The following is a 16,478-nucleotide window of genomic DNA, read 5'->3' as shown; positions in this document are numbered from 1 at the left end:
GGACGAACGCTCCTTGGGAATCCGCAAGGAGTAGATTAGGATTCTTCCCGCACTCGCCTTAAGTCATTGGCCCGTATAGATAAGGATATCTCATGAAAACCATCGCTCGGCGTCTGAGCCCCTTCGCGATCCTGCTCCCGGCAAGCCTGTTGTCAGCCTGCGCCTCCCTAGGCAACGCCGGACTCGGCGGCTCCCAGCAGAACCCCACCAACCAGCTCCTGAACATGATCGATGAGGCTACCCGCGAAGGCATGTCCGTGGTGCTGGTACCGGCACTCATGCCCAACAAGAGCGTGACGGACCTCTCCAGCTACTCGCATCGGGTCATATTCAAGAACAAGGACGTGCCCGGGATCGCCTACATGCAGGCCTTTGCCAACAACGACCTGGAGAAGATCAAGGAAGCCGTCTATCTGTGGGACTTCCTCGAGGTCAACATCGTCCCGCCGGGAACCTACCTGCTGTCCGGAGGGATCGACTACAAGATCGACAGCACCCTTGCCCAGATCAAGGCGCCAAAGGGGCAGCCGGCTGCCAGCCCACTTGGTTCGGTGAACCTGTCCGCCGTGCTGTATCGCCGGTTCGTGAAGGAGAACTACTGGCGCGACGCCTCCTATGCAGACAAAACCTACACACAGAATGTCTGCAGCGCCGTGCACATGGCCTCCGGCCAATGCGTGGGCTGGACCGAGCAGCAATACAGCCAGCGGGAAATGGTCTCGGATGCCGGTTGGGCCGAAGGCACGAAGATCGAGGACGTTCCCTCCATCAAGCTGCAAGCGCAGATACCCGACGCCTATGCCCCGCTGTCCTTCACCATTCAGCCTGGGCAGATCCTGCTCAGCGATCGGTTCCACTTGAAGACCCCGGCCGTGAGCTATGACAGGAAGACCTGCAAGGCCGTGGACACGCAAAACATCAAGTGCGCCTTGCAGGATATCCAGGTCTTCATGAGGCCAGCGCCCATGGAGCTGACGAAAAGGTTCATCGATCGCGAGCAGCCAAGGCTGGATGAAACGGGCCGCCAGGTGCTCGCGCGCATCCAGCCGATGAAAACCGAGATACTCGGCGAAGCAGGCATGGAAGACCTGACCTGGGGCCTGCCGGTTTCCTTGAAACGCAAGGCAAGATGAAACGGGCCCTCCGCCGAGCGCCTTCCGCTCGCGGTCGCCACAACGGTTGATCGATAGAGGCCCGGAAGGCAGGCGGCAGGACAGACCGGCTCGGCTGGTCATGTTCGATGACGACCAGCCGATGACCGACCCAGACCGGATCTTGCGTCCAGATGAAAGCCGCGCACGGGGCTGGATTGCAGGCAACGGCCGAAAACGTGACAGGTGCTGGGGTACTCCTCGGACACTCCGGGAAAGTAGCAATTACGGAGCGGTTATCGGGAAAGGGAGGCGGTTGCGAGACCGTAAAAGTATGAAAGCGTTATGGGGGCACCCCAAGGAACTTGCTTCAGCAATACCGGACAGGAAAGAAAAAAGCCCCGTAACTCACTGAGCTACGGGGCTTTCCTGTTGGAGGCTGAGGTCGGAATCGAACCGGCGTTCACGGATTTGCAATCCGGTGCATAACCACTCTGCTACTCAGCCTTTGAGCGAAGCGACATGCGTTTGGCATATCGCTGAAATTTCTTTCCTGGCGCGATTTTGAACTTATAACCCTTTGATTTCAAAAGATTTTTAGCTCACCCATCGCTGGAATGGACGCAATTATGGACGGATTCGCCGAGCTTGGCAAGCGCTCTACGAAAAAAACTTTGCAGATCAGGCTATTGCGTAGCACAAGCCGGGAGAAACGGGCCCAGACGTCCGCGAAATGGGCCCGCAGCGACCGGCAACCGAGGAGCGCGCCAGGATCCGACGCGCCCTGCCCCGGCGATCAGTTCGCCTCGGGGCTCGCTTCGGTTGCGGGCGCTTCAGGCGTCGGCGCCTCCGTGGCGGCCGGCGCTTCGCCACCCGCCTGTGCACGCTTGGCGCGCTTCTCGCGCATCTGCTCGCGCTGCCGGCGAGACGCCTGCCGCCGCGCATACACCGCCTGCTCGGCGGTTACCTTGCCGGCAACCTGGCCTTGCAGATCCAGTCGCGGCGCATCTTCCACCATACAACTCCAGTAGCGGCTGCCCTGGCACCAGGTGGCGATGGCCTGTTTCAGTTGTTCGGCGGTGATTCCCAGTAGTTCGAGGTGCTGCTGCGCATCCTGGAGGATGCCCTGCTTGAGCGGAACCTTGGCCGCGGGACTTTTCGGAAACGCCAGCGGAAAATGCCGTTGCAGCCTCCAGATAGCCTCGACTCCCGGCTCGACGGCTTCACGTTTCTTCGCGCGTCCCGCGGAGCTTTTGGTTTGAGCCGGTTTCGCCTGCGCCGCCTGTGCGCGCAGACGGTCTCTCAGCTCGGCAAGTTGTTCAAAACCCATCGTTCGCTTCACTAGTGCTGGTTCATTTCTGCGAGAGATTACCCGATACATCCGCTCGCGGCACGCAAAACGGCAACCAGTCGGGCACTTTCATTGCGAATCGACGCTCGTAGGCATGAGCGGCTCTCCCCCGTTCAGCGCCCGAGCGAGCTCATCGAGCGTAGTCGGCTTGAACAGGACCCGGTCCATGCCGGCAGCCAGGCAACGCTCCAGCGCATCCTTCTCGGCGCTGGCGGTAAGCGCTATCACCAAGCAGCGACGCCGACCGCCAAGGGCTTCTTGCGACCGGATCCGTCGCGCCAGCTCGTAGCCATCCATCCGCGGCATCATGCCGTCGGTAATCACGACGTCGAAGTCTTCGCCCTGCCAACGTTCGAATGCTTCCTCGCCATCTTCCGTGGAGGTCACCCGGTGCCCAAGGCTTTCCAATTGCATGGTCAGGGTCAGCCGATTGAACGGATGGTCTTCCGCAAGCAATATCGAGAGCGCCCTTGCCTCTTTCCGCTCCTCGACCTCGGCAACTCCGGAACGCGCTTCGCTGGACTCGCTGGGCGGAGGCTCGGTCAGCGGAAGATCGAACTCGACCGAGAAGCAGGAGCCGTTGCCCAGTTCGCTGCGCAGGCTGATCTGGCCGCCCATCAGGTGCACCAGGCGTCGGCTGATATACAACCCCAGGCCGCTGCCGGACGCCTGGCCAAGCGCAGGCGAGCCGACCTGCGAGAATGGCCGGAACAGCCTGGCCTGGTCCTCCTCCGAAATACCGAGGCCGGTGTCGCTTACCTCGAGCAGCAAATGAAGCCTCTCCGCCTCGCGCCGCCCCACCGCCCGCACCGTTACCCCTCCGCGCTCGGTGAACTTGATGGCATTGCCCAGCAGGTTGAACAACACCTGCTTGAAATGCAGGGGATCCACCAGCACCCAGTGCTCGAGATCCCCGTCGAGTTCCAGTGCCAGGGAAAGATTCTTCTGCCGCGTCAGCCCACCAACCAACGGCAGGATTCCTCTGATCAACTCGCCAGGAAGCACTGGTTCGGGAGCTGAATCGAACCGACCGGATTCGATCCGCGACAAATCGAGAATATTGCCCAGCAGAAGCAGCAACCCTTGGGCGGCCTCCTGGGCAATGCTCAGCGAATCTAGGTCCAACACGCCCTTCTCGCCCTTTTTCAGCACCAGTTCCTGCAGGCCGATGACCGCATTCAATGGCGTGCGGATCTCGTGACTCATCGTCGAAAGAAACACGCTCTTGGCACGGTTGGCAGCGTCGGCTTGCTCTTCTGCCTGGCGGGTCTTGCGCACCTGGCGCATCAGGTAGAAACCCCAGATGAGGGAGATGGAAATCAGTACGCCGAACAATCCGCCGATCTGCAGAATCTTGCTCCGGTGATCGCGCCAGAAGTCCGCCCCTCCCTTGGCGAAGCGAGGCTCCCAGCGGTGGAGGATTTCCGCCACTTCTTCCGGAGCGATCGCCAGCTGCGCCTTCTCCAGGATGCCCTGCAGCTCCGGCTGGTTCCTCGCCACGCCGATGCTGATCGGGATGGAGAGGTCATCGAGGATACCGACGACCTGGATCCGGTTCTCGAAATGCTGGGCGGACAGATAGCGACCGGTATAGTCGCTGCTGATGGCGGCCTCGCTCTGGCCGGCGTCTACGCTGCGCATGGCGGCGAGGAAGGTCGGATAGACCTGGAGCTTGATCTCCGGGTGTTCGCGTCGAATGAAGTCGTTGAGAAAATAGCCAATCGTCGTCGCCAATCGCTTGCCCGCCAGGTCCGCGAGGCCATGGACACGCCCCACCCTTTCATCCCGGCCACCCTGGCGGGCGCCCATCAGCACCGTGGCGCTGCGTAGATAGGGCGTCAGCACTTCGAGGCCGGAATCGAAGCGCTCCGACGAAGGCATGGTCGGCGTAACCAGTGCCTCCTCCGCATCCAGTCGACTTTTCGTCTCGACGAAGTTGCGTGCTCCAGTGAAGGAAAACCGCAGGCCACTGCGCTTGCCGATCAGGTCCAGATAGTCACGCCCGATACCACTCAGCCTCCCCTCGTTATCCAGTTGCCCGAGCGCGCCAAGGGAATGGTTGATCACCACCGGCACGACCGGGTGCGCGGAGAGCCAACGCTGCTCCGCCGGCGACAGCGTCACCCGGGGCTCGTCGAAGCGCAGGCGCCGCCCGGCGCTCCAGCTGCGCAACAGTTCGTCGCCGTAGCGCCCGCTAATATGCGGCAGGGCGCGATCGATGAGCGCGAGCAGAGGTTCGTCACCTGGCCGGAGCAGGAAACGGAAACCCTGGCTGTCGATGGGTGCGAAGTTCTCGATGCGCAAGTTCAGCAGGTAATGGGTCTGGATGAGGTAGTGCGTGGAAACTGCGTCCCCCAGCACGCCATCGACATCCCCCATGCTCAGCGCTTCCAGGGCAAGCTGCGGCGAGTCGAACCAGATGATCCTGCTGTGCGGATAGGCAGCTTTGATACGTTCGGCGGGAAGATAGCCCTTGACCGTGGCCAGCCAGGACTCCGCCTGCGAATCGAACGGGGCACCGCTGGAAGACACCAGTACCGGCCGGTCGGAAAGATACGCAGCGGATGCCAGCAAGCCGTGTTGTCGGGCCTCGACCTCGCTACCGACGCCAAGCAGGTCGATCTCCCCTTGCGACAACGCGTCGATTGCCGCCTGCCGCGACGGAAAGTCCCTGACGCGCAACGGCCGCTCGAACACCAGGGCCAGGTAATCGGCCGTGAAGCCCTTGTAGGAGCCTGCGTAGAAGATGGACAACGGCGGATAGTCGGGGGAAACCACGCCTACCGTCAGCGGCTCCCGTGCATCCAGCCACTGCCTGGCTCGTTTATCGAGCCAGGGACGCATCGTTGTCGTCGTACGCCCATCCGGCAGGATGGATTCGGCTTCGACGGGCAGCGGCTGCAGAGCGATCAGCAACAGGCAAAAGACCGCGGACAGCAACGACCTTGTCAGCATGTCGAGTCTACGATGGCAAAGTTCTCCGGCCGGACAGAAAGCAGCGCATCCGCGACCCGGAGCCTGCGGATACATCGGCAACGATGCCGCCATGTTAGCAGGTAGATGGATACTTTTCCCAGGAACCCACGCCTGTCGACACTCGCTCTGACAGCCGCCTTATGCCCGGCTCGCGAAAACCCTAGACTCTTTCGCGTCGCCGGCTAGATCGATGAAGCCGCTTGCGATGACGTGCGCCCTGGCCGTGGCATGCCTGCACTCGAAAGCCCAGTTCGAGCCGCACATCGCCGAGGGCAACCTGGTAGCGTGCTGGAAGGCTGGTGCGATCCATTCCCGGGCTATTACCTCTATCACCCAAGTCAGAGGCAACCTTCGCCGACCTTCTCAGTGGTCGTCGAAGCGCTGCGATACCGAAGCGCTGGCCTTGGGACGGCTCGGTCGAACGTGGCAGCCAAAGCAACAGGCGCACGAAGGCGGTCCAAGGTGCAATGAATCGAGCCCCCCTGGAGTGCGACAGCCACACTTCTGATGTGCCGAGGCAGCATCTTGCGGCAAGCCGCCTCGCTGGCGAGACGAAGGGCTTCGCGAAACGTACGGCCCCGGTCGCCGGGAAAGCGGCAAGGAGAACCGCCCCTCGGCGCGGACGTTCCACGAACGGGTACGGGACTTGGAGGCGGAACGAAAAAAGGGCCCGAAGGCCCTTTCTCAATGATCTACAGACTTCATTGGAACTCTATAGATCTATATTTGGAGCGGGAAACGAGACTCGAACTCGCGACCCCGACCTTGGCAAGGTCGTGCTCTACCAACTGAGCTATTCCCGCATCGTCTTGGTGACGGGCGCCATTCTATAGCATCGCGGCGCCGTGTCAACTCCTTGATTCAAAAAAGTTTATTTCTCTTTCGGGGTGGTCGACAGATGCGGCCACGCGGCCAGCAGGTAGTGCACCATGGACCACAGGGTCAGCGCCGCGGAGATGATCAGCAGCACGTAGCCGAGAATCACCCAGAAGGTCATCAGCGGCGGATTCGCCAGGAGAATGACCAGCGCCAGCATCTGCGCCGCGGTCTTCCACTTGCCCAGGTTGGACACCGCGACCTGCGCCCTCGCCCCCAGTTCGGCCATCCACTCACGCAAGGCGGAAACCACGATCTCGCGGCCGATGATGATCACCGCCGGCAGGGTCAGCCACAGGTTGGCGTGCTCTTCCACCAGCAAGACCAGCGCAACCGCCACCATCAGCTTGTCCGCGACCGGGTCGAGGAAGGCGCCGAACGGCGTGCTCTGGCCGAGGCGCCGGGCGAGGTAGCCGTCCAGCCAGTCGGTGGCGGCGGCCAGGGCGAACACGGCACTGGCGGTCAGGTAGCTCCAGGACGTCGGCAGATAGAACAGCAGAATGAAGATCGGAATGAGCAGGACGCGCAGTAACGTGAGCAGATTGGGGATATTCATCGGACCATCTAGGCTGCGAGGTGAGCCGGCATTCTACTCGCTGTGCAGGACGGCATAAATCTGCTCGGCAAGCTTTTTACTGATACCGGGGGCTTTGGCCAGTTCATCGATACTCGCCCGCGACAATTCCTGCAACCCGCCGAAATGCTTGAGCAAGTCGCGCCGACGTTTCGGGCCGACGCCAGGGACGTCCTCCAGCGTCGACGTCCGCCGTGCCTTGCCGCGCCGCGCACGGTGGCCGGTGATGGCGAAACGGTGCGCTTCGTCACGTATCTGCTGGATCAGGTGCAGCGCCGGCGAATCGGCCGGCAGGGTGAACTCGTGGGAGGCATCGTTCAGGTAGAGGGTTTCCAGCCCCGGCTTGCGGGTCACGCCCTTGGCCACGCCGAGCAGGATCAGACCGGCGACCGCCAGTTCCTGGAGCACCTCCTGGGCCATGGCCAATTGCCCCTTGCCGCCATCCACCAGGAGAATGTCGGGCATCTTCCCCTCGCCGTCCTTCAGGCGACTGAAGCGGCGGGTCAGCGCCTGGTGCATCGCCGCGTAGTCGTCGCCGGCCGTGACGCCTTCGATGTTGTAGCGGCGATAGTCCGATTTCAGCGGCCCTTCCGGGCCGAACACCACGCAGGAAGCCACGGTAGCCTCGCCGCTGGAGTGACTGATATCGAAGCACTCCAGGCGTTGCGGCGGCTCCGCCAGGTCGAGCGCCTCGGCAAGGGCTTCGAAGCGTGCCGCCACATGCTGGCGGTTGGCCAGGCGTGCGCCCAGGGCCTGTTCGGCGTTGGTCACCGCCAGTTGCTGCCAGCGGGCGCGGGTACCACGCACCCGGTAGCTGATCTCCAGTTCGCGGCCTCGCGCTTCGGCGATCGCCGAAACCAGCACCGGGAAATCCTCGTGCGTCACGTTGACGATCAACTCCGCCGGCAGGTCGCGCTCCTGGTGGCTGAGATAGTACTGGCCAAGGAACGCCAGCAGCACTTCGCCCACCTCCTCCTCGATCGCGACCTGCGGGAAGAAGTTCTTGCTGCCCAGCACCCGCCCGCCGCGTACGCTGATCAGGTGTACGCAAGCGCCGCCAGGGGTGACGATGGCGGCGACGATGTCGACGTCGCCGTTGCCACCTTCCATGCTCTGCTGGTCCTGGACCCGCCGCAGGATCGCCACCTGGTCGCGCAACTCCGCCGCCTTCTCGAAGTCCAGGCGCATCGCCGCCTGCTCCATGCCGACGTTCAGCTCGTCGGCCAGCGCGTTGCTCCTTCCTTCGAGGAACATCACCGAGTGGCGCACGTCCTCGGCGTACTCCTCAGGACTGACCAGCCCCACGCAGGGCCCCTTGCAGCGCTTGATCTGGTATTGCAGGCAGGGCCGCGTACGGTTGCGGAAATAGCTGTCCTCGCACTGGCGGACGAGAAACGCCTTCTGCAGCAGGTTGAGGCTCTCGCGGATCGCTCCCGCGCTCGGATAGGGACCGAAGTAACGCCCCTTGCGCTTCTTCGCGCCACGGTGCAGGGACAGCCGCGGATACTCGTCCTCGCTGGAGAGGAACACGAAGGGATAGGACTTGTCGTCCCGCAGCAGGATGTTGTAGGGCGGCCGCCACTCCTTGATCAGCGTCTGCTCCAGCAGCAACGCCTCGGTTTCATTGGCGGTGATGGTGGTTTCCACCTGGGCGATCCGCGCCACCAGCGCAGCGGTCTTCGGCGCCAGGCCGGACTTGCGGAAATAGCTGGCCAGGCGCTTCTTCAGGCTCTTCGCCTTGCCCACGTAGAGAAGCTTGGCGTCCGCATCGAACATGCGGTAGACGCCCGGACGATTGCTGCAGGTAGCGAGGAAAGCGCTTGCGTCGAAAACGGCGCTCATCTAGCTGGCGGCATCGACCATGCCGTGGCGGACGGCGAGCAGCGCCAGCTCCACGTCGCTGGTGATCGAGAGCTTCTCGAAGATGCGGTAGCGATAGGTATTCACGGTCTTCGGCGACAGGCACAGCTTGTCGGAGATGCTCTGCACCTTGTGGCAGTTGGCGATCATCAGGGCGATCTGGATCTCGCGCTCGGACAGCGAATCGAAGGGGGAATCGTGCTGCTGCGGCTGGAAGGACTTCAGCGCCAGTTGCTGGGCGATCTGCGGGCTGATATAGCGCTGGCCGGCGAAGACCTGGCGAATCGCCTGGACCATTTCCTCCAGCCCCGCGCCCTTGGTCATGTAGCCGGCGGCGCCGGCCTGCATGAGGCGGGTGGGGAACGGATCCTCTTCGCAGACGGTGACTACCACGACCTTGATGTCGGGCTGGCTGCGCAGCAGCTTGCGGGTTGCCTCCAGGCCGCCGATACCGGGCATCTTCACGTCCATCAGGACGACATCCGGCTTCAGTTCGCGGGCCAGTTTCAGACAGTCTTCACCGCAGTCGGCCTGGCCGACCACTTGCAAGCCTTCGATGTCGGCCAGCATGCGGGTAATACCGGTGCGTACCAGATCGTGGTCGTCGACCACCAGCACCTTAATCACGCTGCACCTCGTCGCGCATTAGCAGACAACCGCCCACACGGGCCCCCAGGAGATTTCGGCAACCTTAACAGAAAGCCATCCCATGACCTAGCTTGGCGCAAAGGCGTCATAAATCAAGCGTCATGGAAACATCATTCGACGGCATCGAACGGGCGCTGCGAAGTATACCGCCAGCCCCCGGCGAGCGGCAGACCGGATCGCAGCAAAAACCGGCGAACCTGTGGAGAGCCCAGCGACGCCGGGCCTGGTAAAGCGCAAGCGCCCTGGTTGCCCGGGACTTCTCCATAGCGACCATCGCCGAAGTCGAAAACAGGCGACCAAGACGCCACTGGCACCGGCGGCTACTGCGCGGCCATCTCACCGACACCGGTGAAAAGACGCTGGTGGAGGCGCCTGCGACTGGCATTCGGCACCAGGCGAACGAGGGTATTCCTCAGCCAGACGCTCCAGGGCGATTCCCATTGACCAAGGCGGCCGACGATCCAGGATTGCTTCCTGATGAACTCGATCCGCGCCTCGCGTTGCTGCTGGAACAGGATCAGCGTCTCGGCGCGCGGCGCCAGACACCACAGGCGCGCCAGCAGGAAGGCGTCCTCCAGGGCCATGGCCGCGCCCTGCCCCAGGTTCGGCGTCATGGCGTGTGCGGCGTCACCGATCAGCACTACCCGTCCGCGGCACCAGGAGGCGCCGGCCAACTCCTCGAGGTCGTTGTGCACCAGCGTGGTGGCGCTCGGTATGAGCCGGGCGATGCTCGCGCCGATGCCGTCGAAGTCCGCGTAGTGGGCGGCCAGCCGTTGCGGGGTGACGAAGCCCTCCTCGTCCTCGGGCTCCTCCCGGCGCACCTTCAGGGTCGCGTAGACATACATCTCGCGCGGGCTGATCTGGATGAAGCCGAGGCGCTTGCCGTGTCCCCAGACCTCTCCCGCCAGCTCGGCGTCCTCCAGCCGATGGGGAACGACCAGGCGCCAGCAGGTTTCGCCGGAATGACGCAAGGTCGCCTCCGGCCAGACATAACGTCGCACGCTCGAACGAATGCCATCCGCACCGACCACCAGCGAACAGTCGTGGACAGTGCCGTCGCTCAGGGTCACGCGTTCGTGGTCGAGTCCGTCGAGGATCTGCACGATGGAGACCCCGACCCGAATGCGCGACTCATCCAGCCCCTCCAGTAGCGCCGCATGCAGTTCGTGGCGCTGCAACGCCAGGCCGCCGCGGGAATTCCCACCCAGACTGGAAGGCATCGACATCAGCATCGAACCGTCGTGGGCGTATACGTTGATGCCGGCCAACGGCATGCCACGGCGGAACAGCCGGTCGAGATCCAGGGTGCTGGACAACGCCGTCAACGCATTGCTCGCCAGGGTGATGCCGGTACCGATGGGCCTGATCTCGCTGGCCCGCTCGACCAGCAGCCAGTCGATGCCTGCCTTGGTGAATTCGCGCGCCAGCGCCAGGCCGGCGATCCCGGCCCCCTGGATAAGAACGGTCATCCGTTGCTCCTTAGCAGCGGCATCCGTCGCGACTTCGCGCGGTCGCGACAGGCCTGCCCGAGACGATGAAAATGTCCATCCTAGCCGCCCCGGACAGCCCACCGACCCTATCAGAAGATCGAGTTGACCCTGCTCGCCGACACCTCGCCGCTCGCTTTTCCTGTCCTCCAGGCCACCGGGAGTCCGGCGCGCCGGGAAGGCAAGCGTGGCCCGGGCACGGCACGCGTGGCCGGAAATCCCCGCTAGCCGCCGCCCGCCGCGGCGCTACGGTTTTCCTTGGCCAGCGGCCTCCCGAGCGCCGGCAAGCGGCGATGGCGCCTGAAGCTCAGGGCGACCGGCCCGCGCCACCACCGCCCACGACGATCATCCAGGCGCAGCCACCCCGGCGAGAGTGGCCGGGACGGCAGTGCTCAGCCGGGCCACGGCAAGCATGCACGACCGATCGGCACGGCGTCGCGGAGGCGCGGCTATACGCAGACCCCGCTCCTGTCAACCCCTTACGCAAGGTAGTGATTGCCGGAAGCCCAGCGTACGAAAATCAACCGAAACGACATCCGCATGGAATAACGAAGCCCTGACGCCTTCAGGGCGATAGCATCGCGTGCAAGAGGTAACCGATGAGCCCGTCCGAAAACATCCAGTACGATTTCGAGTGGCGACCACTCAACAACTACCTCGCCGTGCAACGCATCACGCCTCCGGACATGCGTCAGGGTTCGGCTGCCGAGCCGCGCCTGCCCAGCGAAGCGCTCTACGAGTGGATCGTGCTGAACGGACGCTCCCCCCTGGAAGGCCTGAGCCTGGGGGAGCACTACCGCCTTTCCGACTACGGCGTCGCCGGGCTGGCATTGCAGAGTGCCGGCACCGTGGGCGAAGCCTTGCAACTGATCAAGACCAACATGCTGCTGTTCCGCAAGGATATCCGCGGGATCGCGGTGCGACGTTCCAGTTGCGACACCGTGGATGTGGATATCGACCTGCAGGACAAGCCGGACTGGCCGCAGTCGGCCCGGCTGTATCACGCCAACGTCCTGGCGTCGGCCGCCTACGCGGTGTTCCGCGACCTGCTGCTGGGCGAGCTGGAACTGGTCCGCCTGCGCCTCCCGGAAAGGAACGGCGACGTGCGGGCATACGAGGAGTATTTCCGGGTGCCGGTGTATTTCGCCGGCGCAGGCATCACCTTCACCCTCCCCGAGGAATTGCTCGAGGCCGAGATCGCCACTGCCAACTCCGCCGTGTTCCAGGCCTCGCTGGCGCTCGGCAGCAAGGCCTTCAACACCCGCGTCACCCGCGAGATGGGCGGCTACCGCCAACGCATCGTGGCACTGCTGGAGGTGCTACAGGACCGCTACCCGAGCATCGCCTGGGTCGCCCGGCAGTTGAAGGTCACCGAGCGGACGCTGCGCCGACGGCTCGCCGACGAGGGCACCAACTACCGGGAAGTGCTCGACCTGGTCCGTCACGACAGGGCGCGCCAACTGCTGCGGGACGAGCGACTGCGCATCGAGGAAGTCGCCGAGAGGCTGGGCTACATGGATACCTCCAGTTTTCGCCACGCCTTCCGTCGCTGGACGGGACAGTGTGCCAACGACTATCGGCAGGCCCGCCTCGCCGGCAAGACCGCGCGGCGCCAGGGCGAACGCTAGCCGGCATGATTCCCTTCAGGGCAATTTCTGCGGATAGGGGCGAAAGGCGAACAGGCTGCACGCAGCCAGGGAAAAAGCCGCGAGCAGCACCCATTCGGCCGTCCCGTAGCCTTCGGCGCGGTCGTACAGCCAGCCCAGCAGGTAAGCGCCGAGACTGATCGACAGGGCGAAGGTGAACGGCTGGATCGAACCGTAGATCACACCGAAACTGCGCAGGCCGAAGTAGCGCATCAACAGGTACTTGGTGGTGCCGCTTTCCCCTCCTCCACCCAGGCCGACCAGGAACACCGCCAGCCATAGACCGCTCGGTGTGTCGCCCACCAGGAACCAGGCCATGCCGAGCACCGCCGCCAGGGCGAAGGGCAACGCCACCCGAGGCGTCGCCACGCGGTCGAGAAGCCAGCCCATCAGCGGCTGCGACAGCATCATGCCGACCCACAACGCCGACAGCGCGGTGCCCGCCTCGCCCCGGGACAAACCGCGCTCCACCAGCATCGGCACGCCATGGGTCATGATCCCGGACATCACGAACACCGCCAGTACCTGGTTGCCCAGCACCAGCCAGAAACTGGCGCTGCGCCAGGCCTGGGGCGCCGTCGATCCGCTCAGCGCGGTTTCCGCTACGGCCGTGCCGGCGGCCACGCCAGCATCCGGCGCTGGCTCGCGGAACAGCCAGGCCAGCAGCGGCAGCGCCAGGCCCAGTTCGAGCACGCCGTAGACCAGGAAAGCGCCGCGCCAGCCCCACGCTTCGAGGCTCTGGTGGCCGACCAGCAGGCCCAGCGGCCCGCCCACCCCGAAGCCCAGGCCTAGCAGGCCGTAGGCCACGCCCAGGCGTTGGCGGAACCAGAGTCCGAGGATACGTCCGTAAGGCAGGTTGCCTGGCGCCAGCAGGCCGATCAGCAGGAACAGCGCGTAGAGTTGCCAGACGGCATTCACCGCCGCCAGGCCGAGCAGCGGCAGCGACAGGGCGGCGGTCAGCCCGAGCATTGTCCGCCGCGCGCCCCAACGGTCGATCAGCCAGCCCTTGAGCGGGCTGGTGATGGCGACCGCCAGTCCGAACAGCGTCACCAGCAACGACACCTCGGCGCGGTCCCAGGCGTACTCGGCGCTCATCGGTGCGATGAACAGACTGAAGGTGTTCAGCAGGATGCCGGTGGGCCCGAGCATGATCGCCACCACCGACGCCAGCAGCACACCGCCGCTGGTCGCGGAAAATTCTCGTTGCGCCACGCCTGGCCCTCTAGAAGCGGTATGCCGCGCGTAGGTAGTAGAAGGCGCCGTTGAAGCCGATCTGCGAGGCATAGGTGTCGTAGCGCAGCACGTCGCCATAGGTGGTGTTCTGCGCGGGCAGCTTGTCCGGACGGACGTCGAACAGGTTGTCGGCGCCGGCGGTCAGCGTCAGGTCGGCGCTGAGCCGGTAGCGCGCGGCGATGTCGGTGATGTACTTCGGGTCGTTGACGAAATGGTTGAATTTCTCCGTCGACCAGGCGTCCGGCCCTACCGTGTAGTCGAGTTCCGAGCTGGTCCGGCCGTAGCGCGTCAGGCGCAGGCTGACCTCCCAGTCCTGGCGGCTCCAGGTGCCGCCGAGGGAAACCTGGCTGCGCGGGGTGGAGCTGGTGATCCAGGCGACCTGCTGGGCATTGAGCAGCGGCTCGCCGTTGGCGCCTCGATGGTTCTTGCGCAAGGTGGTGCGGTTGAAGTTGGCCGACAGTTCCCAGTCGACCTGCCCGTACTCGCCAAGCGCGACGAGGTAGTGACCGGTGATGTCGACACCGCGGGTGCGGGTGTCGGCACCGTTGGCCAGGTAGTGGGTACTGACCGTACTGGCACTGGCCGGCAACGAGATCCCCGCCGCGGCCAGGGCATCGATGGCTTCCTGGCCGGAATAGGTGGCGCTGTCGACGATGCGGTCGCGGATGCTGATCTGGTAGGCGTCGATGTTCAGCCCGACGTTTTCCCACGGGCTGAGTACCAGGCCAAGGTTGAAGCTGGTCGACTTCTCCGGTTGCAGTTCGTCGGCGCCGAGCATCTTCGCCGCCGGCGAGTTGGCCGCCAGCAGGCCAAGGGCGATGGTCGGGCCGACGCTGAGGCCGGTGTAGTGCTCCTGGACCAGGGACGGCGCGCGGAACCCGCTGCTTACGCTGGCGCGCAGCGCCACCCGCGGATCGAACTGGTAACGGGTGGCGAACTTGCCGTTGGTGGTGCTGCCGAAGTCGCTGAATTTCTCGTGGCGCACCGCCACGTCGACCTCCCAGGCTGGGGTCAGGGAGGTACCCAGGTCCAGGTAGGACGCCCAGGCGTGCCGCGACCATTGCCCCTCGCTGAGCGGCGAGAGGCCAGCCAGGGATTCCGCCCCGCCGCTGTAGTAGGACGCCGGGTCGCCGGCGTCGATGCGGTAGCTTTCCCGCCGGTATTCCGCACCCAGCGACAACGCCAGCGGAGCAGCGAGGAAATCCAGTTCGAATTCTCGCCCCAGGTCCAGGTTGCTGGTCCATTGGCTGTTGCGGTAGCGCGCCAGGTCGAAGCTTCTCGGGCTGTTGCCGGTTTCACGGTAGATCGCCGCGTTCACCGACTGGGTCATGCCGATATCGGGACGGTCGGCGCCGTAGCCACTGCTCAGGTCCCAGTGCCAGGCATCCAGCAGACGCTCGCCGCGCACCCCGGCGAGGAACGCATAGTCGTCCTCGTCGCTGTTCGGGCGCGGCGTGAAACCGTCCGGATACAGCGTCGGCGCCACCGAAGCCAGGCGATAGTTGGCCGCCGAGGAGGCCTTGCGCCGGGTATAGGTGCCGAAGCCGTACACCTCGATATCGTCGCCCAACCCGAAACCCGAGTTGAGCGCCAACGATTGCCGGTGGAACGCGGGATCGCCCATGGAAATATTGTCGCGCCGACCGGTGCGCTCATCGATGCCGCTGCGCATCGTGCGCTCCTGCTCGCGATATTCGGCGGTGAGGTTGACGAAGCCGCTATCGCCGAAGGCCAGCCCGATGTTCCCCCCGCCGCCATGGGTGAAGCCGTCGCCGTCGCCGGTCTGCCCGACGTCAGCGGCCGCCGACCCGCCGCTGTCGGCGGACTTGAGGATGACGTTGATCACCCCGGCGATGGCGTCCGAACCGTACTGCGCCGAGGCGCCGTCGCGCAGCACCTCGACCCGCTCGATGGCGTTGATCGGGATGGTGTCCAGATCGACGCCGGTGGAGCCCTTCTCCAGCCCGCCGCTGATATTGAGATTGGCCGTTTCGTGGCGACGCTTGCCGTTCACCAGCACCAGCACATGGTTGGGGCTCAGCCCGCGCAGCGACTGCGTGTGGGTCAACGCCGAGGCGTTGAACGGCTGGGCCTGGCGGGTCAGCGAGGGCAGCAGTTTGACCAGCGCATCGCGCAGATCGACCGCACCGCTACTGCGTAGCTGGGTAGCGCTGACCACATCGATCGGGCTCAGGCTGTCCTGCGCCTTCACATCGCTCTTGCGCGTGCCGGTGACCACCACGGTGGACAAGGTCGGTGCCACCGTCGCACCTCGCGTCTCCTGCACAGGCGCCTGTCCGCGGCGCAGGACGAAGGCACCGCTTTCGTCCTGCGCGTATGCCAGCCCGCTGCCGGCCAGGGCACGCCGCAAGGCCTCCTCGACACTGAGCCGGCCGCGGATATCTGGTCCGCGCAACCCCGCCACCAGGCGCTGGTCGAAGGCGATCGGCACGTGTCCCTGGCGCACGATGTTCAACAACACCTCGGCCAGTTCGCCGGGCGCTATGTCGAATACCCGGGGCGCCGTGGCCGCGTCGCGCGGCCCACCGTCGGCGGCCTGCACCTCGCCCTGCAGCGCGCAGGCGAGCCCCACCGCACAGAGCACGGGGGTCAACGAACGAGAGGAAAGACGTACATCGGGCATGGTCGAATCGTCCTGGATGGAATTCGCCCATGAGTGCAATCCGACGCCGGCTTTTTCAGCGTCGGGCAATATGAATTTCGCATAACCTTATG

10 protein-coding genes and 2 tRNA genes are annotated in these 16,478 nt (G+C 64.5%); 2 read left to right on the top strand and 10 right to left on the bottom strand.

Going from position 1 to position 16,478, the window contains the following annotated elements; all coding sequences use genetic code 11:
- Positions 1 to 92: 92 nt before the first annotated feature.
- Positions 93 to 1,133, top strand: coding sequence for a hypothetical protein (locus tag AT700_RS12090; protein WP_003102461.1), 1,041 nt, complete (start codon positions 93 to 95; stop codon positions 1,131 to 1,133).
- A 391-nt stretch (positions 1,134 to 1,524) separates the two neighbouring features.
- On the opposite strand, the gene AT700_RS12085 is transcribed toward AT700_RS12090, so the two are convergent.
- The 8 genes from AT700_RS12085 to pqsH form a co-directional block, all read right to left on the bottom strand.
- Positions 1,525 to 1,598: transfer RNA gene (locus tag AT700_RS12085), tRNA-Cys, on the bottom strand.
- Positions 1,599 to 1,887: 289 nt separating this feature from the next.
- Positions 1,888 to 2,421 carry a ProQ/FINO family protein gene (locus AT700_RS12080; protein WP_003099002.1) on the bottom strand — a complete coding sequence of 178 codons (534 nt, stop codon included), beginning with the start codon at positions 2,419 to 2,421 and terminating at the stop codon, positions 1,888 to 1,890.
- Between the two features lie 90 nt (positions 2,422 to 2,511).
- Complete coding sequence (locus AT700_RS12075) at positions 2,512 to 5,490, bottom strand: ATP-binding protein (protein ID WP_048521071.1); 2,979 nt, start codon at positions 5,488 to 5,490, stop codon at positions 2,512 to 2,514.
- A gap of 655 nt (positions 5,491 to 6,145) precedes the next feature.
- Positions 6,146 to 6,221: transfer RNA gene (locus tag AT700_RS12070), tRNA-Gly, on the bottom strand.
- Between the two features lie 68 nt (positions 6,222 to 6,289).
- Positions 6,290 to 6,850, bottom strand: a complete 561-nt coding sequence (gene pgsA / locus AT700_RS12065; protein WP_003090349.1) for a CDP-diacylglycerol--glycerol-3-phosphate 3-phosphatidyltransferase — start codon at positions 6,848 to 6,850, stop codon at positions 6,290 to 6,292.
- 33 nt (positions 6,851 to 6,883) lie between these two features.
- Positions 6,884 to 8,710 carry an excinuclease ABC subunit UvrC gene (gene uvrC / locus AT700_RS12060; protein ID WP_003097551.1) on the bottom strand — a complete coding sequence of 609 codons (1,827 nt, stop codon included), beginning with the start codon at positions 8,708 to 8,710 and terminating at the stop codon, positions 6,884 to 6,886.
- Complete coding sequence (uvrY, locus tag AT700_RS12055) at positions 8,711 to 9,355, bottom strand: UvrY/SirA/GacA family response regulator transcription factor (RefSeq protein WP_003090351.1); 645 nt, start codon at positions 9,353 to 9,355, stop codon at positions 8,711 to 8,713.
- Positions 9,356 to 9,696: 341 nt separating this feature from the next.
- Positions 9,697 to 10,845: a 2-heptyl-3-hydroxy-4(1H)-quinolone synthase gene (pqsH, locus tag AT700_RS12050; RefSeq protein ID WP_003090354.1), complete on the bottom strand. Its 1,149-nt coding sequence runs from the start codon at positions 10,843 to 10,845 to the stop codon at positions 9,697 to 9,699.
- A 617-nt stretch (positions 10,846 to 11,462) separates the two neighbouring features.
- On the opposite strand from pqsH, the gene AT700_RS12045 reads away from it, so the two are divergent.
- Positions 11,463 to 12,491 (top strand): AraC family transcriptional regulator, encoded by a 1,029-nt coding sequence (locus AT700_RS12045; protein WP_003097554.1) that lies wholly within the window; start codon positions 11,463 to 11,465, stop codon positions 12,489 to 12,491.
- 15 nt (positions 12,492 to 12,506) lie between these two features.
- Here the strand turns inward: AT700_RS12045 and AT700_RS12040 are convergent, their stop codons facing one another.
- On the bottom strand, positions 12,507 to 13,721 hold the full coding sequence (locus tag AT700_RS12040) for an MFS transporter (protein ID WP_003113355.1): 1,215 nt from the start codon (positions 13,719 to 13,721) through the stop codon (positions 12,507 to 12,509).
- Between the two features lie 10 nt (positions 13,722 to 13,731).
- Positions 13,732 to 16,386, bottom strand: coding sequence for a TonB-dependent receptor (locus AT700_RS12035; RefSeq protein WP_047689342.1), 2,655 nt, complete (start codon positions 16,384 to 16,386; stop codon positions 13,732 to 13,734).
- Positions 16,387 to 16,478: the final 92 nt, after the last annotated feature.

The organism is Pseudomonas aeruginosa, assembly GCF_001457615.1.
Taxonomy (GTDB): Bacteria; Pseudomonadota; Gammaproteobacteria; order Pseudomonadales; family Pseudomonadaceae; genus Pseudomonas; species Pseudomonas aeruginosa.
The sequence above is the reverse complement of the archived record's forward strand: the minus strand, read 5'-3'. Positions and strand labels throughout refer to the sequence as shown.